Origin of the sequence: Rhodococcus artemisiae (genome assembly GCF_036327795.1) — a bacterium.
GTDB classification, from domain to species: Bacteria; Actinomycetota; Actinomycetes; order Mycobacteriales; family Mycobacteriaceae; genus Rhodococcus; species Rhodococcus artemisiae.
Map to the genome: position 1 here is coordinate 22,141 of NZ_JAUTXY010000013.1, position 25,693 is coordinate 47,833.

Sequence of the window (25,693 nt, forward strand, 5' to 3'; positions counted from 1 at the left end):
TCCACTCACAACACATCGCGCGTGCAGAGGAGAATCGAGCTCGAGATCGCTGCCATGGGTCCGCCGATGAACAGGGACACCCGCGCGCCGGGCACCTGGTTGGTCGACGTACCACGTACTTGGCGCACAGCCTCGACTCCCAGACCCATTCCGTTGACGAACGAATCTGCGAGGTTGCCGCCGCTGGTATTGACCGGAAGCAGTCCGTGCGGCGCGGTCAGGTTGTCGAGGGTCATCACTTTGCCTGCGCCGGCACCGGACGGGCACAGCCCGTGATCGATCAGCGCAGCGACTCCGGAACCGCTGAAATTCTCGTAGACCTGGACCACGTCGACCTGGTCGGGACCGAGGTCGGCATCCGCCCACAGGGTCTCCGCGACGCCTGCAGCTCCGGAGAATCCGGCCGAGGTGTACTCGAGATCGTTCTCGGTATCGACCGCGTATCCACCCACCGCGCCCTGGCACCCGGCCAGCACATACGCCGGGTTCGGATGGAGCGTCTCTGCCCGATCGGCGGCAACCAGAATCAATGCGACAGCACCGTCGTTCTCGCGAGAGCAGTCGTACAGCCGGTACGGCTCGACGATCATGCGAGACGCTTCGTATTTCTCCTCGTCGAGCGGACGCCCGAACGCCGCGGCATCCGGGTTCTGCTGCGCATGGAAATAGTCGGCGAGAACCAGTGACCTCATCGCGGAGTCGGGGACACCGTCGTGCTCGAGCATCCGCTGGGTGCGCAGCGCACACGCCTGCGCCGGCGATCCGACCCCGTGCGGCAGCATGTGACCGTCGAAGTGATGCTTGGCGTATCCGAGACGCCCGGAATCCTGTTGTGCCATAGCTCGGTACACCACGACGCACTTTGCCTGACCCGCAGCGATCGCCACCGCCGCGTTGGTGATCGCGGCGGCGGCACCCCCGCCGCCACCGCCCCAGATCATGTTCGACCATCGGATCCGGTGAGACATGAGCGACGCACCGACAACCGTTCCGTCGTTCTCGCCGCCACCGTACGAGACGAAGCCGTCGATATCGCGCGGCGATACACCTGCATCCGCTGCGGCCTCGACGATCGCCTGCAGCGTCATCTTCAGCTCGCTATCGGGCGATTCACCTCGCTTGTAATGGAACTCGCTGACACCCACGACAGCGGCCGCACCGCGGAGAAATGTATCGGTCATCGTTGTTCTCCCGACTCGCTCGGCATGGTTGCCCGTTGCCAGCGAAGCACCGGCCAGGACGAATCGGCGGGCTGTTGGATGATGCCCGCCACCGGATCTCCGATGGCGATATCGGTGTCGCCGCTGTCCACCAGTAGACCGAGGACGCGTCGCCCTCCCGCATGTGGAAGTTCGACGAGCACCGTGATGAACGGCAGGTGGTCGGCCAGGTCGGGGATGAATGGGTGCCAGGTCCGCGACCACGAGAAGACCCGCCCGACCGGTTCGATGGCGACCCATTCCGGGTCGAACGCCTGGCACTGACCGCACATCCAGCGTGGCCCCCAGATCCACAGACCGCACTCGCCGCATTTCTGCAGCCGCAGTTCACCCGCCCGCAGTCCCTCCCAGTACGGCAGGTCCAGGCCGTCCTCGTACGGACCGGCCAGGGATGTGGCCGGGAACTGCCTGGCCACTTCGGCACTCGGTGTCATCGGATCACTCCACTCTCGTGAATCAGTGCTTGGTCAGGTATCCCGCGTCGATCGGCACGTCGATCCCGGTGACGTATTTCGCGGCGTCGGATACCAGCCACAGCACGGCATCGGAGATGTCCTGCGGTTCGAGCATCATCACGTCGAGCAGGTTCGTGCGGTCGTTGTCCTTCCACTTCCGCACCACGTGCGGAAGCACCGTCGACAGACCCGCTGCCATGGGCGAATTGACCCCTGTCGGGTTGACCGTGTTGACCCGAATATTGTGCTGGCCGAGTTCGAACGCGAGCGTGTCCTTCAGACCTTGAAGTCCGTGCTTCGCGGCGCCGTAGTGGCCCCACGACGGTGACGCGCCCAGTCCGTCGACTGACGAGGTGATCACGATCGAGCCGCCGCGGCCCCCTTCGATCATCACGGGGACGACGGCCTTGCATGCCTTCCATGCTCCGGTGAGGTTGACGTCGAGCATGGTCTGCCACGCGTCGTCGTCGATCTCGATCGTCGACTCCGCGTGATCGTGGATGCCTGCGTTCGCCAGCAGAATGTCGATCCGTCCGAATTGCGACACGGCCAGATCGGCAACCGCTTTCATATCGGCGCTGCTCCGGACATCCGCTTGCATACCCGCGATCTCGCCGCCGGCCTCCTTGACCAGCTGGATCGTCTCCTCGAGATCGTCCGGTGTGGCAAGTGCGTACTGCACTTCCTTGATCGGTGCGGCAACGTCACACACCACGATCTTGGCGCCGGCGGCGGCGAGAGTGAGCGCGTGTGAACGGCCCTGCCCTCGTGCTCCGCCGGTGATGACTGCAACTTTTCCTTCGAGAGAGGTCATCGATGCTCCTGATTTCGTAATGAGGGTATTGAAGGAGGAATTCCCGGACTCGCTATCGCGTGGTCTTCGCGCGCTCGTAATCCTGTGTCGCCTTGGTGATGCCGGTCGCGAAGCGCTCACTGAAACCTTCCTTGCGCGCCTGTGTCCAGCGGTAGGAGTTCAGGAGCGGTTCGGACGCATCTGTGAACCGCGGCATGACGTCACGCATGAGGATGCGGTACATCCGTGAGGTTGCCTCGGTGTCGGCCCAGTCGTGTGCGGTCGCAAGGAAGGTGCCGAAGCCGCCGGTACGGTCGATGATCTTCTGGATGTAGTCGATGGCGTCCTGTGCGTCGCCGATGCAGCCGTATCCGGACTCGTTGACGCGCCGGACAAGCTCTTCGTGTGCGACGTCTTCGCCGGGTTCGATCATCTTCATCGGAGTGACGACATGGCGGTAATCCATGAAGTCGCGCAGCCCGTAGCGGGTGTCCTCGACCGCCTGCTCGAAAGTGTCGGCGATATGGATGTTGCCGACGATCGCCCACTCGTTCCGGTCGACCGTCTGCCCGTACTCGTTCGCTTCGTCGGTCGTGATGTCCCAGGTCTTTTCGAGAAGCTCGATCGACTTGTCGCCTGTTCCACCGATGGACAACAGGCCGAGGCCGTGCTTTCCTGCCAACTTCGGGCCCGACGGCGACATCGCGGCCGCAACGGTAATCGGCACCCCGGGGTACGAGTAGGGGCCGAGTTGGATGCGAGCGTCCTCGAGAGTGAACCACTCCGTCTTTCGGTCGACCGGTCCCGGTGTGGTGAGCAGTTCCAGAATGGCATCGAGGGATTCCTCCATTCGTGGCCGCAGGAGGCTGTAATCCATGCCCATCATCTGAGAATCGGCCACAAGAGCGCCGGGGCCCACACCGATCCGAATACGTCCGCGAGTCATGTGGTCCAAGAAGGCAATTCGATCGGCGACCATCAACGGATGGTGATACGGCAGGGAGATGACACCGCTGCACAGCTCGATACGCGAGGTGCGCTGCGCGGCTGCCGCGATCATCAGTTCCGGCGACGGCCCTACCTCATATCCGCCACTGTGGTGTTCCCCGAACCACACCTGGTGGTAACCGAGCCGATCGAGGTCCTCGACGTGGCGTAGGTCCTGCTCGATCGCCAGCGTGGGATTGCGCCGAGGGTTGTGGTAGGGCGGCAGGAACACACCGCACCGAAGCGGTGCCCTCCGCGTGGCCGGTTGACTGTCCGCCGCCGAACCATTGTTCACAGGTTTCGGTTCCATATCAGATCTCCCGTCGGTCGTTGCGCGATGCACCGCAGATGGTGACGATGGCCCTGGCCGTCTCGTCACTTCGGTTGTGCCATCGATGCTTGTTGCCGTTGACGACCACCGTGTCGCCGACGTTCAGTTCAATTTCCACTCCGTCGTCGAGCTCGAGCACCAGTGACCCCTCGAGAAGCACATGCACGTCCACAGAGTCGGTGCGGTGGAATCCCGGCGCAGACTCGTCCATCTCGACGATTCCGTTGTCACTGTCGCCGATTCGTCCGGGCTCGAGCACCCAGCCGATCACCCAGACGCCACCGGGATCGGGAAATCCGACGGTTTCGGGCACACGGCCCGGGTTGGGTACCTCGGGAACGGCATCGGTACGCCAGATCGGGTCGAGGCCTGCGGCATCGATCCGCTCGATCTTCTCGTCGGCGATCAACACAGCTGTACCGTTCTGTTCTGCAGCGATGACGCGGCGAAAGCTCATGTATTGCCCTTCGGAATGACACCGGCAACGGGCAGCTGTCGATTCACTTGCCCGGCAATGACTTCACATAGTTGAGATCCACGAAGCTGAGGCATTCGTGCCGTGGATCACATTCAACTAATCTAAACCCCATCGGTTAAACGGTCAAGCATGTGCATCCTGCGTACCAGCGCTACCCGCAAAAAGCGGACATTCAGCACATGCACTGTTGACCGCGCGAAATCGCTGATCTACCTTCGTCGCAGGGCAATCGCCTACTCACATCAGCCCTCATCTCGCGGCGACAGCACGCACCCGATGTCCCGGAACGTCGACGCGCCGCGAGGTGATGTTCGGGCCACTCCCCCTCGTGAAGGATCCCGATGACCACGACACAGATCGACATTCCCGCACACTTGATCACCGACTTCGACGTCTACGATCCGTCCCTGGCCGTGCCTTCCGATGTATTCCAGGATCGTGTCGCTGCGCTGCGCACACAGGGACCGATCCTCTACTCGCCCCATCACGGCGGACACTGGGTCGTCACGCGGTACAGGGAAGCCCTCCAGGTCCTCCAGGATCCCGAGACCTTCTCGAGCTTTCCCAACAATCTCCTGAATGCCGCACAGGGCAAGTTCCTCCCGCTCGAACTCGATCCACCCGAGCACAGCTACTACCGGCAGGCATTGCAGCCGCTGTTCAGCCCCAAGCAGATGAAGGCACTCGAACCCGAGATCCGGGGAATCATCACCGAACTGATCGACCAATTCGCGCACAAGGGCGAAGCCGAATTCATATCGGAGTTCGCACACGAACTGCCCACTCGAATCTTCCTTGCCCTCATGGGATGGCCGTTGAGCGACGCGCCACGCTTCACGGAATGGACCGACATCACGCTCCAGGGCATCCCCGGCGCGAGCGAGGAGGAATCCTCCGAGGCACGCTCGGAGGCGGCCGGCGAGATCTACGAGTATTTCGGGCGGGTCATCGCGCGAGTCCGATCCGGCGAGGACACTTCCGACTCTCTCACGACGCAGATCATCGATACACCGCTCGATGTCGAGGGAACGCCGCGGCAACTCACCGACGAGGAGCTGTGCCGGATGTTCTTCCTGCTTCTGGTCGCGGGACTGCATACCGTCCAAGGAGCACTCGCCTGGGGACTGATCCACCTGTCGCGCAACCTCGAGCAGCGTCAGGCGATCATCGATGATCCGACGTTGATCCCGTCCGCGGTGGAGGAGATTCTGCGTATCGAAACCGCCACCAGTGGAGGGCGGCGCGCGACCCGTGACGTCGAGATCGGTGAGGTGTCGATCAAGGCCGGCGACCAACTCCTCGTGGTGATGACGTCCGCCAATCGTGACGACAACGAGTTCGACGATCCCGACGAGCTGCAGATCGAACGGCATCCCAACCGTCACATCGGGTTCGGTGCCGGCCCGCATCGCTGCCTCGGCTCCCACCTCGCCCGGCTCGAACTGAGACTCGCCATGGAGGAGATCCACAAGAGGATCCCCGACTACGCCCTCGTCCCGGACAATCCTCCGGTCTTCCATTCGTCCCAGGTGCGTGGATGCGAGAAGCTGCCGATCACTTTCACACCGTCGACGAGCTGACCGACCTCGGCCGGTCACGCACGGTCGGGAAAGCGGGAAGGTCCCCGGAGAACTCCGGAGACCTTCCCGCTCGAGTCAGACAGCTCTCGAGTCACACAGCTGGGGACACCTGCAACAGTGCGGGATCATCGGCGGGCGGCTGCAGCACCCCGTCGCGCACAAGGGAGTCGATCTCGACCCTGTTCAGGCCGATCACGCTTTCGCAGATCTCCCGTGTCTGCTCACCCGCGAGCGGTGCTCGCCGCAGCGGCCACTCCGGCAACGTCGCGAAGTGCGCCACCTGCTTCGCTGTCGGAAGCGGCGTCGGCAGCAGCTCGTGCTCGAGTTCGGTGTAGGCGCCGCGCGCAACAAGCTGGGGATCGGTGAGCAACTCCGGCAACCGGATCATCGCACCGCTCGGAACACCGGCAGTCTGCAGAGACTCCATCGCCTCGGTCGGTGTGTGCACCGCCAGCCACGATGCCAGAACTTCGTCGGCCTCCACACGGTGTGCGATCCTGCGCTCCGTGGTCGCGAAACGTGGGTCGTCGACGAGATCGGGTCGTCCGAGCACACCGCACACGCGAGGCCAGTCCGTGTCGTCGCGCACGGTCACCACACACCACTCGTCCTCCCCCGCACACGGATACACACCGGAGGGTGCCGAATACGGATCGGAATTTCCCGGTGCACTGATCGACCCGGGCTCGAGATGTTCGGCGACGAGCTGGTTGCCGAGCATCATGATTGCGGTGTCGGCCTGCGCGACCTCGATCGCAGCACCCCGCCCGGTCCTCAGTCGATCGATCAATGTGGCGAGAATCGTGGTGGCGGTGACCTGGCCGGCGATGTGATCCGGGTAGACAGTGGAGCCGTCGCACAATCCGTCGGCGCTGTCCGAGTACCGCCACAGCGCCGAGACGCCACACGCAGCCCGTACCAACGGTCCGTAGCCGAGCCGCTTGTTCCACGGCCCGACGCTACCGAAGGCGCTGCTCTCGGAGACGATGATGCGAGGGTTGATCGCGGCGAGCTCGTCGTACGACAGTCCCATCGAGGCCAGGGTGCCGGGTTTGAAGTTCGCCAGCACGATGTCGGCCTCGGCGACCAGACGCTTGAATATCCGGATGCCTTCGGGGCTGCGTAGGTTCAGTCCGAGGCTGCGACGATTGCGATGCCCCCACGCGACCGACGCGGCAAGGGCGGCGCCCCGCTTGGATTGACGCAGTCCATCCGGGAAGTTCGAATTCTCGATCTTGATGACATCGGCGCCGTTGTCCGCGAACTGACGTCCGAGTTCGGCTCCGAACACCACGACGCCCATATCCAGGACACGCAGTCCTTCGAACGGGCGAACTCCCGGTTTCCTCGGCGGCGCGGTGTTCGATTCACGGGCCTCCTCCGAGGAGTCGGAGAACACCGCCACGTTGTGCTCTCCGAGTTCCGGCGCACGAGTGTGGAATCCAGCTCGTTCACGGTCGATCTTGGCGTACCCGGAGGGAATGCGTGCAGTGAGTCCCGGGGCGATCTCGGCGTCGACGAACGTGCCGGACGCAGTGAAGTGTTCGGTCGTCAACACTTCCGACACGGTGTTCAACCCACCGATCGGAATCCCCCGGGCAGCCCCCTCGACGACGAGTTCGTCGCGAGTGTAGGTGCTGAACAACTGCTCGATGAGCGGGTTGAGTCGGTCGGATGCCGCGAAGCGTGCGGGAATGGTGTCGTACTTCGGGTCCGCGAACTCCTCTGGCTCGCCGAGCCACTCGAACATCCCACGCCACTGTCGCTTTGCGAGCAGACAGATGCGTACCTGCCCGTCGCCGCACCGGTAGACGGGATAGAAATTGGCGGCGTCGGGACGGCCGCGCGGGAAGTCCTCGGACCGGCCGGCGGCGGCGGAGCCCTGCACGCCGAATCCGGGGTCGAAGCCGTGCACGATGACCTCGAACGCCGAGATGTCGACGAGTTGCCCGCGTCCGGTGTGCAATCTGTCGAAGTAGGCGAGAAGTGCAGACCATGCCGTGTGCACACCCACCGACTCGTCGATAAGTCCGTTGGGTGGGAGCAACGGCCGCTCCCCCGGTTCCCCGGACCTCGACAGCACACCGCTGAGTGCGTAGAGCACCTGCTCCGTCGTCGCCCAGTCTCGGTACGGACCGTCCTGACCGAACCCGGTGATCGACACCGCCACGAGAGCGGGATTGATCTCACGCAGGTCTGCAGCACCTACACCCCGAGCAGCGAGGTAGCCGGGCGCGAACGACTCGAGCAGAATATCCGAGCGGCGTGCGAGGTACCGGAGCCGTTCGCGATCGGCGTCCGTGTCGAGGTCGAGGACGACACCGCGCTTGTTCGCGTTACGGAGCGCGAACGGGATGCTCACGCCGTTGCGTATCGGCTCCGCTGTTCGCGAGGCCGACCCTCCGGGAAGTTCCACCCGGACGACGTCGGCGCCGAGGTCTGCGAGGAATCGCCCCGCAGTGTCACCGAATCCGTCCGTGAGTTCCAGTACCCGGACACCCTGCAGTGGTTGTGCCATCATGTGCTCCAAAGTGTTTGCTACAGAACCTGTTTCAGGGTCATTGGGTGCCGAAGTACACCGACTTCGAGGTGTAATACGGTGAGAGTCCCTCGGGGCCGAGTTCACGGCCCAGACCCGACGCCTTGACACCACCGAACGGTGCCTCGACGCCGAGTTCGTAATAGTTCACTCCGACGGTGCCGCTGTGGATCCGCGCAGCCAGATCGAGGCCGTGCTCCTCGTCGGTGGTCCACACTGTGCCGCCGAGGCCGTAGATCGAATCGTTGGCGATCGCGACGGCGTCGTCCTCACCGTCGTACGCGGTGATGGTCAGTACCGGGCCGAAGATCTCTTCCTGTGCGATCGGCGCCGAATTGTCGACATCGGCGAACACGGTCGGTTCGACGAACCAGCCCTGCGGCTGCGCTGCCGGCACACCACCGCCGGTGGTGATCCGATAGCCGTCGGCGCGACCCGACTCGATGTAGTCCAGGACACGCTCCCGCTGTGCATCCGATACCAACGGACCGATGTCGGTGCCCTTGTCCAGAGGATCGCCGACGGTCAAGGAGCGCACCGTCTCAGTGACCGCGTCGACGATCTCGTCGTACCGCGAACGCGGCGCCAGGATGCGGGTACTCGCATGACAGGTCTGACCGTTGTTGACCAGCGACACCGCGAGCAGGTTCTTGGTGAATACGTCGAGGTCTGCGCGCTCGGTGACGATCGCCGCAGACTTACCGCCGAGTTCGAGGGTCACCGGCCGCAGCAACCGACCACACACCTCGCCGATCGCGCGCCCCGCGGCGGTGGAACCGGTGAACGCAACCTTGTCGATGCCGGAATGCTGGACCAGGTACGCACCCTCGTCCCTGCCCGCGGGAACGATGTTGATCACCCCGTCGGGTAGACCTGCATCGACGGCAGCGTCGGCGTACACGAACGCATCGAGCGCGGTCTCCGGCGCAGGCTTGAGCACGACGGCGCAGCCCGCGGCCAACGCCGGGGCCAGTTTCATCGCGGCGAGGGGTTGCGGATAGTTCCACGGCGTGATCGCCGCGACCACGCCGACGGGCTCACGCCGTACGACAGTGCGGCCACCGAACATGCTCGGGCGCACGTCCTCGTTGGATGCGTCGCGGATCAGGCCTGCATAGTACGAGATCATCGCTGCGGGCCCGAAACCGTTGACACCGTTCGACAGTGCAATAGGCATGCCGTTCTCACGACTGACAAGTCGGGAGGTGTCACGGCCTCGGGACTTGAGGGCGGCGGCGAACCTGTCGAGCAGATCGGCGCGCTCGGCGTTGGTCAGTGTGCTCCATGGCCCGGACAGCGCTGTGCGTGCGGCCGAGACAGCGTCATCGATGTCGGCGTTCGAAGCCATGGCGGTCCGGCCGAGCACCTTCTCGGTGGCTGCTTCGATGACGTCGGCGGTTGCCCCGGAGCGCGGTGCCACCCACCGGCCACCGATGAACAGGTCGTTCCTGTCATGATCGTTCATGTTGTGCCCTTTCACAGGTGGTGGGTGGTGGTCAGAGGGTGTCTTCGTGGCCGAACAGCACCGAACTCACCAGCGGCGCCATCGGTCCGCCGATGAACAGGGATGTCTTCGCAGCAGCCACCGGGTTGGTCGAGGTGCCGCGGATCTGCCGAACTGCTTCGAGTGCAAGGTTGAGTCCGTTGATGAACGAGTCGGCGAGGTTGCCACCACTGGTGTTGATGGGCAGCTTGCCGCTCGGAGCGGTGAGATTCTCGACGGTCATGAAGGTGCCGGCGGCTTCCGCCGGCGGGCACAGTCCGTGATCGATCAGTGCCGCAACGGCCGGGCCGCTGAAGTTCTCGTAGACCTGCACCACGTCGACGTCGTCCGGCCCGAGACCTGCTGCGGACCAGAGCCGTTCGGCAACACCGGGTTTACCGTTGTTCGCCGGGCCGAACCCGGCGCTCATGTACTGCTCGTCGAGATCATTGTCGATCAGTTCCGAATATCCACCCGGTGCGCCCTGTGCGCCCGCCAGCAGATACGCCGGGTCGCGGCGCAGCGTCTTGGCCCTGTCCGACGAGACGAGCACCAGCGCGACCGCGCCGTCGCTCTCGCGGGAGCAGTCGAACAGATGGAACGGCTCGGCGATCAACCGCGAGTCGTCGTAGGTTTTTTCATCGAGGGGGCGGCCGTGGCCCTGCGCGGTCGGGTTGTTCTGCGCGTGTTGGTAGGCCGCGAGTACGAGAGAGCGCATCGCGGAGCGCGGCACACCGCCGTGCTCGAGCATCCGCTGGGTACGCATCGCGCAGATCTGCGCGGGCGAGCCGACGCCGTGTGCGAGGAAGTGGCTGCCGTAGTGGTACTTCGCGTACCCCAGTCGGCCTGTATCCGCCTGCGACATCGCTCGATACACCACAACACACTCGGCCTGCCCGGTGGCGATCGCCGCGGCGGCGTTGGTGATAGCGGCTGCGACACTGCCACCGCCGCCGCCCCACATCATGTTCGACCAGCGCAGTTCGTCGATGAGTAGCGCACCGCCGAGGATGGCACCGTCGTTGTCGCCACCGGCGAAGGATACGAAGCCGTCGACCTCGCGAGGGCTGATCCCGGCGTCGGCACATGCTTCGAGGATGACCTCGAGAGTCATGCGCTTCTCGCTGTGTGGGGCTTCGCCACGGCGGTAGTGTTGTTCGGCAATGCCGACGACCGCGGCGGCACCGCGCATGATGTTGCTCATCACTGTTCCCCTTCCGAGCTCGCGTCGGCGCGGTGCCAGCGCAGCAGTGGCCACGTGGCACCCTCGGCCCGCTCGAATACTCCGACGACCCGGTCCCCGATCTCGGGGCTCGCGTCGATGCCGTCGGTGAGGATGCCCAGCACCCGTCGGCCACCTGCATGGGGCAGTTCGACGAGGACGGTCACGTACGGGAGGTTGTCGGCGTATTCCTCCATGTACGGGTACCAGCTGCGATTCCAGCTGTAGACGGTGCCGACAGGCTCGACGACCTCCCACTCGACCTCGAAGCTATGGCAGTGGCCGCAGATGGCCTGCGGGCCCCAGATCCAGGTGCGGCATGCGGCGCACCGCTGCAGCCGCAGCTCACCTTCGAGGAGGCCGTCCCAGTACGACTGATCGAGTCCGTCGGGGACCGGGCCCCACGGTTCGGTCGCGGATTCCGTTGTCGTCATTCGCTTACATCCGTTCCGGTGGGGAAGTTCTCGAGCCTTGCTGCCAGCCATCGGCCGTCGTGGAGTTCCCAGATGGAACGCAGCCCGATCGAGCGGTCGCCCATGTCGTAGACGGTCTCGCCCACCATGAGGTCGCCCTCTGCCCGCACGTCCTTGATCTCGAACCCCTTCGTGGCTTCGCGCGGGGTGTCGATGCCCTCGAAGACCGCCGGAATGTTCTCGCGCACCATGTCGCGGAGGCATGCCTTCATGTCCCCGACGTGGACATTGCCGACGTGTTGCTCGTACAAGACACGGAAGTCTTCGACAGACATGTGCGTCACTCCTCGGTTCCGTGACACGAACCTGTCGTGTCCACTCAGTGGCTTAACCTTATGTCTTTAGGTAAATGTCGTCAACGTCACGCGAAGCGGAACTGCCCGCCTTCCGAGATCGCGACACGTTGACCTGCAACATCCTCGGCGACGAGCCGAGCGAGGTCGCCGGTGTCCGTGGTCGTGGCAAGCGTCCGCTCGCCCGCCGCGGTGAGTGCCGACAGGAAGCCCTGCTGCGCGTCGCCGCCGCGGTCGTGCACCACGGTCCACGACTCCGCCGACGCCGTGCCGACATAGGACACGAGCGCTTTCGTCGTGCGCTGCGCGTCGACCTCTGCCTGTACGTTCAGTCGCCTGAACTTCCCGGCGGGAGGTTCGGTCCGGTACACGCCCATGGCGTGCTTGGTGAGATAGCCGCTGTTGGCCGTGACGAGGCCGTACGCGCCCGGAGATTCGCGCAGGCGAGTCACCATCGTCGCGATCGAGTGACTCACGTAGTTGTTCCACGGCCCGCCACCGAAGGTCAGACCACCGGTGACGGTGAGGGGCCGACCCGGATCGTCCAGCGTGAGCCCCAGTTCGTTCGCTGCAACCTGCACCGCCGACGGAAAGCACGAGTACACGTCGACGTGGGCGACGTCGTCGAGTCCGATGCCCGCGAGCTCGAGCGCCCGCGCACCTGCAATTCGAATTGCCGGCGACTCGTCGAGTGCGCCTCGTTCGGCAATCGCGTACGTATCGTGCGATTCGGTGCCGGATTGAGGAAATACCCAGTGCTCCTGTGGAATTCCGAGCTTTGTCGCGGTAGCGACCGAGCACATCAGCAATACTGCGCTCTGATCGACCATGTTGTTGGAGTTCAGGAGCTTGGTGTACGGCGTGGAGATCATGCGATTGTCCGCCGACGGCGTCGCGATCTCCGCTGCCGTGTACTCGCGCTGCACCCACGCGTTCGGATTGGTCGCGGCGATCTTGCTGAACCGCGACCACAGGCCGCCGACGAATTCCTGGTGCTCCTCGCGTGAGCGTCCTGCCGACAGGCGCAACGCCTGCTCGAACAGCGGATACACGTACGACGGCCGATCCAGTCCGATCCGGCGTTCACTCTCGGCCGCCATCGGTACGTCGGTGACCATGATCTCGGCGTCAGGTACCGACTCGTCCTGCACGGTCCACTCGGGTCGCAGCTTCTGCGCGCGTAGTTTCGTGCGGGTCCGCCAGGATTCCGCTCCGCCGATGAGCACGACGTCGGCGCGTCCGGCTGCAATGTCCTCGGCGGCGCCGTTGACCAGCACCTGCGGCGAGCTGCCACCGTTCCCGGTGTACCCGGTATGCCGGACGGTCGCGCCGAGACGCTCGCCGACGAGCGCGCCCGGATCGCGGTAGCGCCACGACAACAGGCCGACCACACGAACCGAGTCGACGAGTTCGAGCAGTCGCGCGGAGCCGGCATCGGCAGCAGCCGCACGCGCCGCGCGCACCATCAGATCGACCGGCTCCACGCCGCCTTCACGCTCATTGATCTGGCCGGTGCCGACGAGGATCGGGGTCTTCGGGTCGAGCGTCACGACTGCACCGCCTCGAGGATCCGCTCGCGGTTCTCCGGCTTCGGCCATCCCCCCAGAATCAGCGTGGTCAGGCACGTAGGCTTCCACTTGGTTTCGATCTCTTCGATGATCTTGTCTGCCGGACCGACCAGCGCGACATCCTCGACCATTTCTGTGGGCACCGCCTGTGCCGCGAGCTCCGGGCGTCCACTGAGATACAGCTCCTGAATCTCGGCGCACACGTCTCCCCAGCCCATACGCGCGAACACATCGTTGTGGAAATTGGCACCCTTGGCACCCATCCCACCGGCGTACAGGGCAACCGTCGGCTTGAGCCGGGAGGCGGCCTTTTCCACGTCGTCGTTCTCCACGAGCCAGCACGTGTTCGCAACCTCGAAGTCGTCTTCGGTGCGACGTGCGCCCTCCCGGGCGAAGCCCTCGGCGAGTGCCTTGCGGTAGAATTCGTCGCTCTTGGGTGAGAACCACAGCGGTGTCCACCCGTCTGCGATCTCGGCGGCCAACGCGACGTTCTTCGGCCCCTCCGCTCCCATGTAGACGGGGACGTCGTTGCGCAGAGGATGAACGATCGACTTGAGCGGCTTGCCGAGTCCGGAACCGCCCTGCAGGGGAAGCTGATATTGGCGCCCGGAATACGTCACGGGGTCCTCACGCGCCCACACCTTGCGCATGATCTCGATGTACTCGCGGGTGCGCTCGAGGGGTCGTGGGTAGGGCTGTCCGTACCAGCCTTCGACTACCTGCGGCCCCGATGCGCCGATCCCGATGATCATGCGTCCACCGCTGAGGTGATCGAGGGTCAGCGCAGCCATCGCCAACGCAGTCGGCGTACGTGCCGACATCTGACACACCGACGTACCCAACTTGATCGTGGACGTCTGCGCACCCCACCATGCGAGGGGCGTCAACGCGTCGGACCCGTATGTTTCGGCTGTCCAGAAGCTGTCGACGCCGAGCGCCTCGGCCTCCGTCAGTATCCGTTCGACATTGCGCGGCGGGCCCGCTCCCCAATACCCTGCGGCGATTCCAACTCTCATACTGTTCCCCTGCCTCGTGTCCTCTGCCTCGTGCTGTCGGTGGCTGCCAGGTCGATCGTCGCTAGCGACTCGTCAGTGGTTCTTGAACTCCGGCGGGCGCTTCTCCAGGAACGAGACGACGGCTTCCTTGTGATCCCGCGTCAACGAGCTGAGGATCTGCGTCCGGTTCTCGAGATCGATCGCGGCACGCATGCTGGGTGCCTCGAGGTTCGACCACATGACTTCCTTGGTCATCCACACACCGAACGGGCTGTTCTGCGCGATGGCATCTGCGGTGTCCAACGCGGTGTCGAGCACTTTGTCGGCGGGTTCGACGGACGAGACGAGACCGATGCGCTCGGCCTCGGCGGCATCGATGGACCTACCCGTGAGCATGATCTGGGCGGCCCGCGAGAAGCCGATCATCCGGGGCAGGAGCCAGCTCATGCCGATGTCTCCATTGGACAGGCCGCGCCGGATGAATGCCGCGTGAAACACTGCCGATTCGGACATGATGCGGATGTCGGACATGAGAGCGAGCGACATGCCGCCGCCCGCTGCCGCACCGTTGACAGCGGCGATGATCGGGGGTCGCGCGCTACGGAAGGCATCGACGAGGCCTGCGATGTGCTTCTGCACCCGCAATCCGAGTTGCGCCCGCCCTTCCCCTTCCATCGCGCCCGGCGGGGTTCCGTAGCCGCGCAGATCCAGACCTGCGCAGAAGGCACGGCCTTCGCCGGTGAGAACGATCGCGCGAGTGGTGGAATCGTCGCGCACCTCGGCGAGCACCTCGTGCAATGCGTCGATGAGATCGACGTTCATGGCGTTGAGTTCGTCCGGTCGGTTGAGTCGGATAAGCAGAATGCCCGGCCGAGGCCGCTCGGTCAGCACCAGTTTCGCATCGGACATGTAACTCTCCCAGGGACGTTGTACTCGACAGAATCAGGCTAATGGCTTTAGATTAAAAGCTCAAGGAACCACCCGGGCAAGCCCGACCGAAGGAGTCGCAAGTGACAAATCTCGACGGCAAGGTTGCCGTAGTGACAGGCGCCGCCAGCGGAATCGGCGCTGCCACCGCTCGCACATTCGCGGCGCGCGGGGCTCGCGTGATCGTTGCCGACATCGACGACGCCCGCGGCGAAGCCGTCGCCGCCGACCTCGGCGATCACAGTGCATACCTGCACACCGATGTACGCAAAGAATCCGACGTCGCCGACGCCGTCGCATCGGCAGTCGACCGGTTCGGCCGGCTCGACTGCATGGTCAACAACGCCGGACGCGTAGGCACCTGGACCTTCCTCGAAGACACCTCCCTCGAAGAATGGGAGGACGGGTTCGCAGTCCTCGCCCGCAGCGCGTTCCTCGGCACCAAGCACGCCGCGCGTGTCATGCGCGACCAGGGTTCGGGCAGCATCGTGAATGTCTCGAGCGTCGCCGGTGTGCGTACCGGATTCGGGCCGCACCCGTACAGCGCCGCCAAGGCCGCCGTCCTGCAACTGACCCGGACTGCCGCTGTGGAACTGGCGGAGTTCCACATCCGCGTCAACGCATTGATACCCGGCGGTGTCGCCACCCGAATCGTCGGACACGGCGCCGGACTCGAAGACGAGGCCCTCGATCGCAGTGTCGACGCCGTACGCCGCAGCCTGGGAAAGTTCCAGCCCATCCCCCGCGCCGGCGAACCCGAAGACCTCGCGCATGCCGCCGCGTACCTCGCATCGGACGATTCGACGTTCGTCACAGGTCAGACACTCGGAGTCGACGGCGGACTGGCTCTGGGCAAGAAGTGGCCGTCGAACTATCGGGACGAAGCTCGAGCAGCATCGAGTCGCACCGCAGCGCACTGAATTTCGCGCACGGCTCGAGTATCGATCGATACCCTTCAGCACACCGAGGAGACGACGAGTCGTGACTGCAGTGGATGTGGGAATGCCGTCCGTGCGCGCGGAAACGGACGACGTATCGGACCGTCCCGATGTGCCCGACCTGCTCGACCGCTTCGGGCGCGTCGCGCGGGACCTACGCGTCTCCATCACCGAGAAATGCTCCCTACGCTGCACCTACTGCATGCCCGAAGAAGGCCTACCCGCCATCCCACGCGAGCAACTGCTCACCACCGCAGAAATCGTGCGCCTGGTCGGGGTCGCCACCGGCCTGCTCGGCGTGCAGGAGGTGCGGTTCACCGGCGGCGAACCCCTGATGCGACGCGACCTCGAAGACATCATCGCGGGCTGCCGCCGCATCGCCCCCGGCGTACCGCTGGCTCTGACCAGCAACGCCGTCGGACTCGCACACCGCGCACAAGACCTGCGCGACGCCGGACTGACGCGGGTGAACATCTCCCTCGACACCGTCGACCGTGATCATTTCGCCCGCCTGACCCGCCGCGACCGACTCGATTCGGTACTCGCAGGCATCCGCGCGGCCAAGACCGTCGGATTCACCCGGGTCAAGGTCAACGCGGTCCTCATGCCCGAGACCCTCGACGGCGCCGCCGACCTCCTGCAGTGGTGCCTCGACGAAGGCGTCGAACTGCGGTTCATCGAGGAGATGCCCCTCGACGCAGACCACGAGTGGGCCCGCGCGAACATGGTCACCGCACAGCGTCTGCTCGAGGTGCTCGGTGCCCGCTTCACCTTGACCGAGACACCCCGTGAGGATCCGTCGGCTCCCGCGGAACGGTGGTCCGTCGACGCGGGACCGGCGACCGTGGGGATCATCGCCTCGGTCACCCGGTCGTTCTGCTCGGACTGCGACCGCACCCGTCTCACCGCGGAGGGTACCGTCCGGTCGTGCCTGTTCAGTGATCGTGAAACCGATCTGCGGGCGGCGGTGCGGGGCGGTGCGACCGACGACGAGCTTGCCGCGTTGTGGCGCGGCGCCATGTGGAACAAGTGGGCCGGACACGGCATCGACGCGGCGGATTTCGTTCCGCCGGAACGCAGTATGGGAGCAATCGGTGGTTGAACAAGGTACGACACACCAGGTCCATACATTCTGCCGCATCTGCGAACCGGCCTGCGGGCTCGTCGCCGACGTCCGGGACGACCAGATACTCCGGCTACAGCCGGACAAGGGCCACCCGGTTCACAAGGGATTCTCGTGTCACAAGGGTGTGCACTTCCTCCAGGTCCACAACGACCCCGACCGGCTCGACCGCCCGCTGAAGCGCACCAACCCTCGCGGCGAGACTGCCGGCGACTTCATACCGATCGAGTGGGATGACGCGGCACGCGAGATCGCGTCCGCGCTCGGGGACATCCGCCGCCGGTACGGGCGCAATGCGCTCGCCGTCTATCAGGGCAATCCGTCGGCATTCAACGGCACCTACTACGCCAACGCCGGTGCTCTCGCGCGCGGTTTCGACACCCGGATGCGATTCAGCGCCGGAACCCAGGACACCTCTGCCAAGTACGCGGCGAGCGAAGCGATCTACGGCGCCTCGATGGCACATCCGATCCCGGATCTGCTGCATACCGGCTACTTCCTGTGCCTGGGCAGCAACCCTCTCGTCTCGCACATGACCCTCATGCACATCTCGGACCCGATGGCCAAGATCAAGGCGGTGAAGATGCGCGGCGGCACCGTACTCTTCGTCAACCCGAGAAAGACCGAGTCGTCCACACCGGACACCGGTGACACGCTCCTGATCAAGCCCGACACCGACTTCTATTTTCTCGCGGCAATGCTGCACGAGATCGTCTTCCGCATCGGTTACGACCGCGCAGCGGTAGAAACGCACGCACGCAACATCGACGAACTGCTCGACTTCGTCGCGCGCTATCCCGTCGAACGGGTCGCCGCCGCCACCGGCATCGAAGCCGCGGCGATCAGGAAGGTCGCCGACGAATTCTGCGCCGCCCCCAGCGCGAGCATCTATATGGCGACCGGCGTCAACCAGGGCAGACAAGGCGCCCTGGCCTACTGGATGCTCAACATGATCAGCCTGTTCACGGGCAACCTCGGCCGCCGCGGGGGAAACATCTACTCCCGCGGCATGAGCGACGTCGTGCAGAACTCGAAACGCAAGCGCGAGGATCCCTTCTTCGAAAACCAATTGGGTGAGGTCCGCACCGTCAGCGGAGACCTCCCCGCCGCGAGGCTCGCCGACTACATCGAGAGTCCGGACGACCCCATTCGGGCGTTGATCGTCATCTCCGGCAACCCACTGTTGTCGGTGGGCGGGGAGAAGCGCCTTCGCCGTGCCCTGGAAGACGTCGAACTGATCGTGACGATCGACCTGTACCGTACGGTAACCGGTGAGATATCGGATTACGTACTGCCGGCAACCGACTGGCTCGAGCACGAGGACATCAATTTCCTCAACACCATGGGTGTGGCGATGGAGCCGTACGTTCAATACACACCCGCGGTGGTTCCGCCCAAGGCGGAGCGCCGCGACGACTGGTGGATCCTGTCGCGAATCCAGCAGGCGATGGGCGTGAAAACCCTGCTCGACGACCCGGATCCGAAACCTCTCGCCAATGCGGATGCTGCCATGCGCGATGCGGGCCTGAGCATCGAACTCCTGAAAACCATGCCCAGCCAGACCGCGATGCTGCCCGAAGCCGTCCCGTCACATGTGTTCACCATCGCAGTGCAGCACAACGACGGTCTGGTCGACTGCTGCCCGGCCATATTCCGACGCGCCTACAGCACCGCCGAGGCAATTCTCGAGGAATTGTCCACCGAGCCCGCGGATCAGCTCAAGCTCATCACCCGCCGGACCCCATACATGGTGAACAGTTGGCTGCACAACCTGCCGATTCTGAAACAGGGTGTCCATCAAGATAACCCGCTCTGGATGAATCCTGCCGACGCACACCGTCGCGGACTGATCGAAGGAGATGATGTCACCGTCCGGAATCGCTTCGGCGCACTCGACGCGGTGCTCGCATACGACGCCGCGCTGAAGCCCGGAGTAGTCGCGATGACGCACGGTTGGGGCCAGAAGACAGCCCAGGGACTGCACGTGGCACGGCGCCACCCCGGAGCGAATGTGAATCGACTCGCCCCGATCGGACAGGACGGATACGACATCCTCAGCAACCAGTCACATCTCACCGGAATCAACGTCGACGTGGCGCGGCACGGAGCCTCCGGCCCCTCTAGACAAATCTAATCCATATAGATTAGTGTGGTCCGGGTCACCACATCATTCGGGCTTTCTGCCCACCGCTCACAAATGTGAGGTTACGCATGACCGAACGTACAACCGCGTCACCGGATACGCCTGCAGGCGCGGATTCCGGTCCCTCCCGCGCGGACTCGCGTAAAGCCAGCCGTGCCGCGTTCGTCGGCACCCTACTCGAGTACTACGACTTCAGCCTGTATGCCTCGGCTGCGTCGGTGGTGTTCGCCAGCGTCTTCTTCTCCGGCTCGAGCCCATTCCTCGGCACTCTACAGGCGGTCGGCACCTTCGCGGTCGGATTCCTCGTCCGCCCGCTGGGCGGAGTGATCCTCGGTAGCCTCGGCGACCGGATCGGCCGCAAGAAGATTCTGGTCTTCACCCTGGTTCTGATGGGTGTTGCCACCCTTCTCGTGGGCCTCCTTCCCGGATACGCACAGATCGGATGGGTCGCGCCGGCACTGCTTGTGTTCCTCCGAATTCTGCAGGGAATCGGCGCAAGCGCCGAGTACGGCGGTGCGGCACTCGTCGCGGTCGAGTTCGCGCCCGAAAAGAAGAAGGGCTTGATGGGCTCGTTGCCCGGCATGGGCGCAGCACTCGGTGGAGTGCTCGGGACCCTGTCCCTTCTCACTGTGTCGAGCCTGATGTCGCAGGAAGCCTTCCTGTCATGGGGCTGGCGAATCCCGTTCCTCTGCAGCGTCGTGATCCTCGGATACGGATTGTGGTTGCGCCGCAGCCTGCCCGAGACGCCCGCGTTCCGAGAAATCGAGGAGAACAACACGGTCGCGAAGACACCGATCTTCGACGTGATCCGACAGCAGCCGCGCGCACTGCTCACCGTGCTCGTGATGACCATCGGCCAGACCGGCATCGGCTACTTCTACATCGTGTTCATGGGCACCTTCGGCACCAACCAACTCGGCTTCGGCGGTACCGAGGTCCTCGTCGGCCTGATCGCTGCGCAACTCGCGAACGGCATCCTGATCCCGATCTTCGGATCACTGTCGGACCGGGTCGGACGCGCACCCGTGATCATGTTCGGGTTCCTCTACAGCGCCGTGTTCGCATGGGTAGGTATCTCACTACTTTCGGGCGTGGGCACACCCCCGCTGCTCTACTGGGTGGTCATGGCGCTCGGCAACGGCGTCGGAGTCGCAGCCATCTTCGGCCCGATGGGCGCATACGTCATCGAACTGTTCCACACTCAGCACGCCTACAGTGGCCTCGGCCTGGGCCGCGAAGCGGGCAATGCACTCGGTGCCGCATTCGTCCCGGTCATCGCAGTAGCCTTGGCCTTCGACGACACCACCGTGTGGCTCAGCCTTCTGATCTGCGTCGTGTCGCTGCTCGGATTCGCAGCAACGGTACTGTCCCGTACCCGTACGCCCTCGGCGACGAAATCCGATCAGGACAGGGAACCTGCACTGGCCTGACGCCTCCCCACGTATGTGTGCGCCCTGTGGATCCTTCTCCACAGGGCGCACACACGTTCAACGAACGAACAGTGAATCACTACGATCATGCTGGAACGCTGCCGCGCGGAAGAGTTCCAACTCCTGGGTCCTGGATGCCTCGACCGCAGCATCGACCGAGCCAACGCCGCTCTGCCACAATACTTCCACAGCGGATCGCAGGACCGCCTCGGCACCGGTCTGCCCGAGCCGCGTAGCGGCTTCGGATACCACCATGTCCCGAATTTCTCCGACAGCGCCGTCAGAACCGTCCGACCGGTAGATCCGGAAGTCGCCGAGAATCGTGCCCTCCGCCGACGAGACCTCGAGCCGACGGGCTCCCGGCTTCTCGACCTCGAAGTCGCGCCATCCCGACCGGGACGGGACGACTTCCCCTACTCCGACCTCGGTGACGACGCACTTCGGGCCGGGACCCTTTGCAATCCTGGACATCTCGTACACAGCGCGGGATGGCAGAAGCAGTCGGTCACGGCGTCCGGCCAGTACGGCGCCGACCCGACGGGCCATTCGTTCGGCCGCGGGATGCGAGCCGAACGCACACCCGGATATCTGCCCGGTGACGTCGAAACCCGGCAACGGTCCGGACACCTCCGGACCCAGCCGTTCGAAAACCGCGGTCGCCACCCCTGTTGATCGGAACCGCGGATCGACGACGATGTCCATCGCCCAGCCGAGGCTGCCCGATTTCCACATCGTCAACACCGCAGCGAGCCGAGGCTCGGTCGGTCGTGGCGTCCCCCAGCGATGCAGTGTCGTCCGGATCTCGGCAGTGATACTCCTCCCCGACGCACGTGCGAGCGAGCGCGCCGGCGATGAGAAGCCCATCTCGGCATCCGCGGCGTGTGCTGACTCCAACAGTACTGCCGTGCCCGGACGCGGAGGGCCTTCGTACCATCCGAACTCGACCTGTTCGGCCTCGCCGACCTCGGGTACGGGGAACATCGTCATCCCTCCGAGGACGACTCGACGAGGCGTCGCACTTCCCTGCGGAACAGGTGACTCGCCAGTTCGTTTCGGCCGAGCAGCATGGTTCCGGCATCGAGGCTCGAGAGCGCTCGTTGCGAACCGTCGAGGATCGGGAAATCCTCGTCGTGAAGGATCGAGATCAGTATGTCCCAGTTCTTCTTCCACCGTTTGGTCCAATGCGCTTCCTCCAGACCACTGTCTTCGACGCTGGGGGCCATGATCCGCATCTGCATGATCGATTCGTTCGGGTTCGCACCCACCGGACGGAAGGTCAGCAACTCGATATGGGTGGCGTGCTTGAGCAACATGGTGTTCGGGGCGAGAAAGCAGCTCTCGATGGTGTGGTTCACCATCGACGGATCCCACGAGACATCCTGTCCGATGAACTGGTCGATGGACTTCCTGCTCGTCAGGAACCAGAAGTGCCGACCGTAGTCCTCGAGCGCGACGGCATTGGTGTGGAGCATTTTGCCCGCCGTATTGGGATGCGCATACTTCACGTGGTAGTTGTCGAGGAAGCCGTCCTGCATGATCTTCCAGTTGGTCGGCCGCCGGTAAGTGTGCGGATCGACGCTCACGAGGCGGTCGATTCCGAAACTTTCCAGGATCGAGTCCATTTCCGGACCGAGCCACGATGCAACATCGATCGTCCGTTGCGTATTGTCGATGATCCAGACGAACCCGTGTCGCTCTTCGACGGGAAGCTCGATGAGTCCGAATGCGGAACGGTCGAAGTTACCGAAGGTATCGTCGAGCGTCACGGTTCGGAGTTCACCGTTCGGATCATACGACCACCGGTGATACGGGCAAGAGAAGACACGGCATTTGCCGGACGGTTCACTGACCAGTTCGGCACCCCGATGCCGGCATGCATTGACGAAGGCCTTGATGCTGCCGTTCTTCTGGCGGATGACGATCACTTTGTTACGCGGAAGCTCGACCGCGATGAAATCGTTCTTGCCCGCAAGTTCCGAGCTGTGAGCAACAATGAACGGTACCTCACCGAAGATCCGGTCTCGTTCGTGCACTGCCGTCGCGGGATCTCGGTAGTCCGTCGACTCGAACGGGGCAATGTCCGCCCACTGGTCGGTGACGGAATCGTTCAGATGCGTCAACAGCTTTCGAAGCGCACGGTCCCGTACCTCCTGCATATCAGGCGCGATGCTCATGATCGAATTACCTCCATCTCCCCGAGGATGACTCGAGGGTTCTTCGGCGAAACCCCTACACAGACGTGTCGGTGCCGAATCGGTCGTGATTCTCGGGAATGGCCGCGTACTCGGTCCGCAACCCGCGCTTGTCGATCTTCATGCTCGCAGTGCGGGGCAACGGACTGTCGAGGAACACAACGTAGCGTGGAGCCTTGTAGTTCGACAGTCGGCTCCGGCAGTGGTCGACGATGTGCCGCGCTGTCAGATCTCCGGCGATTCGCACCAGTACGGCAGGGGCTTCGCCGAATTCATCGTCCGAGACCCCGATCACCGCGACTTCCAGTACCTCGGGAAGTTCCAGAACTGTTCGCTCGAGTTCGGCCGCGTAGATGTTCATGCCACCGGAGATGATCACGTCCTTGGTGCGACCCACGACCCGGATTGCACCCTCGTCGTCCTTCACACCGACGTCGCCGGTGCGCAGCCAGCCACCGCCGAAAGTGTGTGCGGTCTGCACCTCGTCCTCCCAGTAGCCCTGGGCGATCCCGGGGCCCGAAATCCAGATCTCGCCGGGCGTTCCCGCCGGGCATTGCGTGCCGTCGGCGTCCCTGATCTCGACACGGGTCAGGATTCCACCGAACCCCACGGATTCCGGCTTACGAATGGACAGTTCTACCGTGGGGAAGGACACCATGGACAGCGATTCGGTGAGGCCGTATGCCTGACGCAGTCCGACGTCCTTCCCGGACCACGCCTCGATTAGCTCGCGTGTCACGGGATTCCCACCGATGAACACGACCTCCAGCGAGGACAGGTCCGTGCCCGCGAACGAGGGAAGGGCTGCCATCTGCTCGAAGAATATGGTGGTACCGGCCGTGCTCGTGATGCCTTCGGATTCGATGAGCGACATCGCGACCTGTGGATCCCACTTCGGCAGCATGACGATGCTACCGCCCAGCACGAGCGGCGCCAGAAAGCCGTTGAGCAGTCCGGCCGCGAACGACATCGAACTCACGTTCAGAGTTCGGGATCCGGTCAGCTTCGGTTCCTGAAGCGTCCACTCGAAAAAAGCTCCGAGCAGCGATTCATGCGTGTACACCACGCCTTTCGGCGCACCCGTGGAACCGGAAGTCGGAATGATGCACACAGCATCCGACGGGTCGCTGCTCGGGGAGGGAAGACGGCCTGCGACATCAACGGACAGCAGGCCCTCCGATACGAGGATCAGCGGCGGTTCGTCGACCTCCTTACAGGCAGATTCGGCGACTTCACGGTTACCTTCGGCGGCGACGACCACCGTCGGACCGAGCTTGCGATAGACCTCGCCGAGTTCGATTTCCTTGTGTCGTTCGTTCAAGGGGCAGAGCACAGCGCCGGCGCGGATCGCTCCCAGCGCCGCAATCGCCCAGTCCACCGAGAGGCCGCCGAGGACTCCGACACGATCGCCCGGACGAACGCCCTCTGCCACCAGTCTTGCAGCAGCGCTCTCCATGGAGGTGGTCAATTCTTTCCGCGTCAGTGAGATGTCGCCGCAGCTCAACACACGCGTGTCGGGCTCACGCGCAGTCCATGCCTGGATGGCATGGAGAATCGAGGTATCACGCATTCGGGTACTCCTTCGCAAGAGACGTCAGTGGATATTTCCGATGGGAGTGGGATGTCGGCATTCGCACCGCCGGTCGTGGTGTCGGCATCAGCCGACCGCAGATAGGATTCGCGCGGAACGGAGGAGGGGAGCTATGGGACGCAAACCTGCGATTACGCGAGGTGCCGTGGCCTCTGCCGCGCTCGAGATCATCGATCGCGACGGTATGGCCGGATTCAGTCTCGAACGGATCGCTACGGCACTTCATGTGCGCGCACCTTCCCTGTACAACCATTTCGCCGACAAGTCCGAAATCTTGACCGCGGTCGCGCGGGCCGTCGTCCTGGAAACACCGCGGGTTCCGGACCCCGCACCGGGACAGTGGCGAGAATGGTTGGTCTCCGAGTGTGTCGAGTTCCGCAATACTCTTCTACGCCACCCGAATGCCGTCCCCACGGTCTTTGCGTACTTTCCGGAGTCGCTCCTGTACAAGTTGTACGGCCGGGACTCCCGGCTGCTGGCCGCCCATGGGGTACCGTCCGCGCGTGCACTCTTTCTACTGGAGGCGACGCACCGCATGACGGTCGGATCCGCAGTGTGCACCGCCACGGGTCGCCCCGCCCTCGTGGAATTGCCACGACCGGATTCGACGGAGGGGAAGGACTGGAGGTCGGCCGCTGCGACAGATGCGGACGAATCACTGTTCGTCGAGATGCTCAGGGCCTTCCTGGACGGCGTCGATCTGGGCGACAAGCACTGAGCGGAAGCACTTCCCGCCGATACGCTGCGGGTTCAGGATGACGACATGGACGCCCCCTCCGGGTTGTAGCGCGTTGTGCGCGAGATGCGATCACATATCCTCCACGTGACGCGCCTCACTACCAATAAACTATCGTCATTAGCCAATAAGGTCAACCATCTGCCCGGATGCTGTCCGAAGGCCTGCAGTCGAGGGCAACACACAAGGAAGGCGG

At 64.0% G+C, this 25,693-nt stretch carries 22 protein-coding genes; 6 read left to right on the top strand and 16 right to left on the bottom strand.

Annotated elements, in window-relative coordinates; genetic code table 11:
* Positions 1-5: 5 nt before the first annotated feature.
* From Q7514_RS23345 to Q7514_RS23365, 5 genes are read right to left on the bottom strand one after another with little or no spacing between them, the layout of a single operon-like run.
* Positions 6-1,181, bottom strand: a complete 1,176-nt coding sequence (locus tag Q7514_RS23345) for a thiolase C-terminal domain-containing protein (protein WP_330135647.1) — start codon at positions 1,179-1,181, stop codon at positions 6-8.
* The gene (locus Q7514_RS23350; protein ID WP_330135648.1) at positions 1,178-1,654 is read right to left on the bottom strand and encodes a Zn-ribbon domain-containing OB-fold protein; all 477 of its coding nucleotides are present in this window, start codon (positions 1,652-1,654) and stop codon (positions 1,178-1,180) included. Before Q7514_RS23350 ends, Q7514_RS23345 begins: the two co-directional genes overlap by 4 nt.
* A gap of 22 nt (positions 1,655-1,676) precedes the next feature.
* Positions 1,677-2,489, bottom strand: coding sequence for a mycofactocin-coupled SDR family oxidoreductase (locus tag Q7514_RS23355; protein ID WP_330135649.1), 813 nt, complete (start codon positions 2,487-2,489; stop codon positions 1,677-1,679).
* A gap of 52 nt (positions 2,490-2,541) precedes the next feature.
* A complete protein-coding gene (locus Q7514_RS23360; protein WP_330135650.1) occupies positions 2,542-3,765 on the bottom strand; it encodes an LLM class flavin-dependent oxidoreductase in 1,224 nt (407 codons plus the stop codon).
* A 1-nt stretch (position 3,766) separates the two neighbouring features.
* Positions 3,767-4,243: a cupin domain-containing protein gene (locus tag Q7514_RS23365; protein WP_330135651.1), complete on the bottom strand. Its 477-nt coding sequence runs from the start codon at positions 4,241-4,243 to the stop codon at positions 3,767-3,769.
* Positions 4,244-4,605: 362 nt separating this feature from the next.
* Between Q7514_RS23365 and Q7514_RS23370 the strand changes: the two genes are divergently transcribed.
* Positions 4,606-5,844, top strand: a complete 1,239-nt coding sequence (locus Q7514_RS23370; RefSeq protein ID WP_330135652.1) for a cytochrome P450 — start codon at positions 4,606-4,608, stop codon at positions 5,842-5,844.
* 91 nt (positions 5,845-5,935) lie between these two features.
* Here Q7514_RS23370 and Q7514_RS23375 read toward each other — a convergent pair whose 3' ends face one another.
* From Q7514_RS23375 to Q7514_RS23410, 8 genes are all read right to left on the bottom strand, one after another.
* On the bottom strand, positions 5,936-8,365 hold the full coding sequence (locus Q7514_RS23375; RefSeq protein ID WP_330135653.1) for a CaiB/BaiF CoA transferase family protein: 2,430 nt from the start codon (positions 8,363-8,365) through the stop codon (positions 5,936-5,938).
* A 37-nt stretch (positions 8,366-8,402) separates the two neighbouring features.
* Positions 8,403-9,848, bottom strand: a complete 1,446-nt coding sequence (locus Q7514_RS23380) for an aldehyde dehydrogenase (protein WP_330135654.1) — start codon at positions 9,846-9,848, stop codon at positions 8,403-8,405.
* 31 nt (positions 9,849-9,879) lie between these two features.
* Positions 9,880-11,070, bottom strand: a complete 1,191-nt coding sequence (locus Q7514_RS23385) for a thiolase C-terminal domain-containing protein (RefSeq protein ID WP_330135655.1) — start codon at positions 11,068-11,070, stop codon at positions 9,880-9,882.
* Positions 11,070-11,522, bottom strand: coding sequence for a Zn-ribbon domain-containing OB-fold protein (locus Q7514_RS23390; protein ID WP_330135656.1), 453 nt, complete (start codon positions 11,520-11,522; stop codon positions 11,070-11,072). The genes Q7514_RS23385 and Q7514_RS23390 overlap by 1 nt, the downstream gene beginning before the upstream one ends.
* Positions 11,519-11,836 (bottom strand): hypothetical protein, encoded by a 318-nt coding sequence (locus tag Q7514_RS23395; protein WP_330135657.1) that lies wholly within the window; start codon positions 11,834-11,836, stop codon positions 11,519-11,521. The genes Q7514_RS23390 and Q7514_RS23395 overlap by 4 nt, the downstream gene beginning before the upstream one ends.
* Before the next feature lie 86 nt (positions 11,837-11,922).
* Entirely contained in the window at positions 11,923-13,404 is a 1,482-nt protein-coding gene (locus Q7514_RS23400; protein ID WP_330135658.1) for an acetyl-CoA acetyltransferase, read from the bottom strand.
* Complete coding sequence (locus Q7514_RS23405; protein WP_330135659.1) at positions 13,401-14,438, bottom strand: LLM class F420-dependent oxidoreductase; 1,038 nt, start codon at positions 14,436-14,438, stop codon at positions 13,401-13,403. Before Q7514_RS23405 ends, Q7514_RS23400 begins: the two co-directional genes overlap by 4 nt.
* Before the next feature lie 72 nt (positions 14,439-14,510).
* Positions 14,511-15,326, bottom strand: a complete 816-nt coding sequence (locus Q7514_RS23410; RefSeq protein WP_330135660.1) for an enoyl-CoA hydratase/isomerase family protein — start codon at positions 15,324-15,326, stop codon at positions 14,511-14,513.
* A 101-nt stretch (positions 15,327-15,427) separates the two neighbouring features.
* Between Q7514_RS23410 and Q7514_RS23415 the strand changes: the two genes are divergently transcribed.
* From Q7514_RS23415 to Q7514_RS23430, 4 genes are all read left to right on the top strand, one after another.
* Complete coding sequence (locus Q7514_RS23415; RefSeq protein ID WP_330135661.1) at positions 15,428-16,264, top strand: glucose 1-dehydrogenase; 837 nt, start codon at positions 15,428-15,430, stop codon at positions 16,262-16,264.
* A gap of 61 nt (positions 16,265-16,325) precedes the next feature.
* Positions 16,326-17,384 (top strand): GTP 3',8-cyclase MoaA, encoded by a 1,059-nt coding sequence (moaA, locus tag Q7514_RS23420; protein WP_330132872.1) that lies wholly within the window; start codon positions 16,326-16,328, stop codon positions 17,382-17,384.
* Complete coding sequence (locus Q7514_RS23425) at positions 17,377-19,539, top strand: molybdopterin-containing oxidoreductase family protein (RefSeq protein WP_330135662.1); 2,163 nt, start codon at positions 17,377-17,379, stop codon at positions 19,537-19,539. Before moaA ends, Q7514_RS23425 begins: the two co-directional genes overlap by 8 nt.
* A gap of 77 nt (positions 19,540-19,616) precedes the next feature.
* Positions 19,617-20,978: an MFS transporter gene (locus Q7514_RS23430; RefSeq protein WP_330135663.1), complete on the top strand. Its 1,362-nt coding sequence runs from the start codon at positions 19,617-19,619 to the stop codon at positions 20,976-20,978.
* 57 nt (positions 20,979-21,035) lie between these two features.
* Here Q7514_RS23430 and Q7514_RS23435 read toward each other — a convergent pair whose 3' ends face one another.
* Genes Q7514_RS23435 through Q7514_RS23445 form a run of 3 tightly spaced genes read right to left on the bottom strand, consistent with a single transcriptional unit; the run spans position 21,036 to position 24,740 of the window.
* On the bottom strand, positions 21,036-21,965 hold the full coding sequence (locus Q7514_RS23435) for a hypothetical protein (protein ID WP_330135664.1): 930 nt from the start codon (positions 21,963-21,965) through the stop codon (positions 21,036-21,038).
* Entirely contained in the window at positions 21,962-23,152 is a 1,191-nt protein-coding gene (locus Q7514_RS23440) for an aromatic ring-hydroxylating oxygenase subunit alpha (protein WP_330135665.1), read from the bottom strand. Before Q7514_RS23440 ends, Q7514_RS23435 begins: the two co-directional genes overlap by 4 nt.
* A gap of 55 nt (positions 23,153-23,207) precedes the next feature.
* A complete protein-coding gene (locus tag Q7514_RS23445; protein ID WP_330135666.1) occupies positions 23,208-24,740 on the bottom strand; it encodes a class I adenylate-forming enzyme family protein in 1,533 nt (510 codons plus the stop codon).
* 133 nt (positions 24,741-24,873) lie between these two features.
* Between Q7514_RS23445 and Q7514_RS23450 the strand changes: the two genes are divergently transcribed.
* Positions 24,874-25,479, top strand: a complete 606-nt coding sequence (locus Q7514_RS23450) for a TetR family transcriptional regulator (RefSeq protein WP_330135667.1) — start codon at positions 24,874-24,876, stop codon at positions 25,477-25,479.
* Positions 25,480-25,693 lie beyond the last annotated feature (214 nt).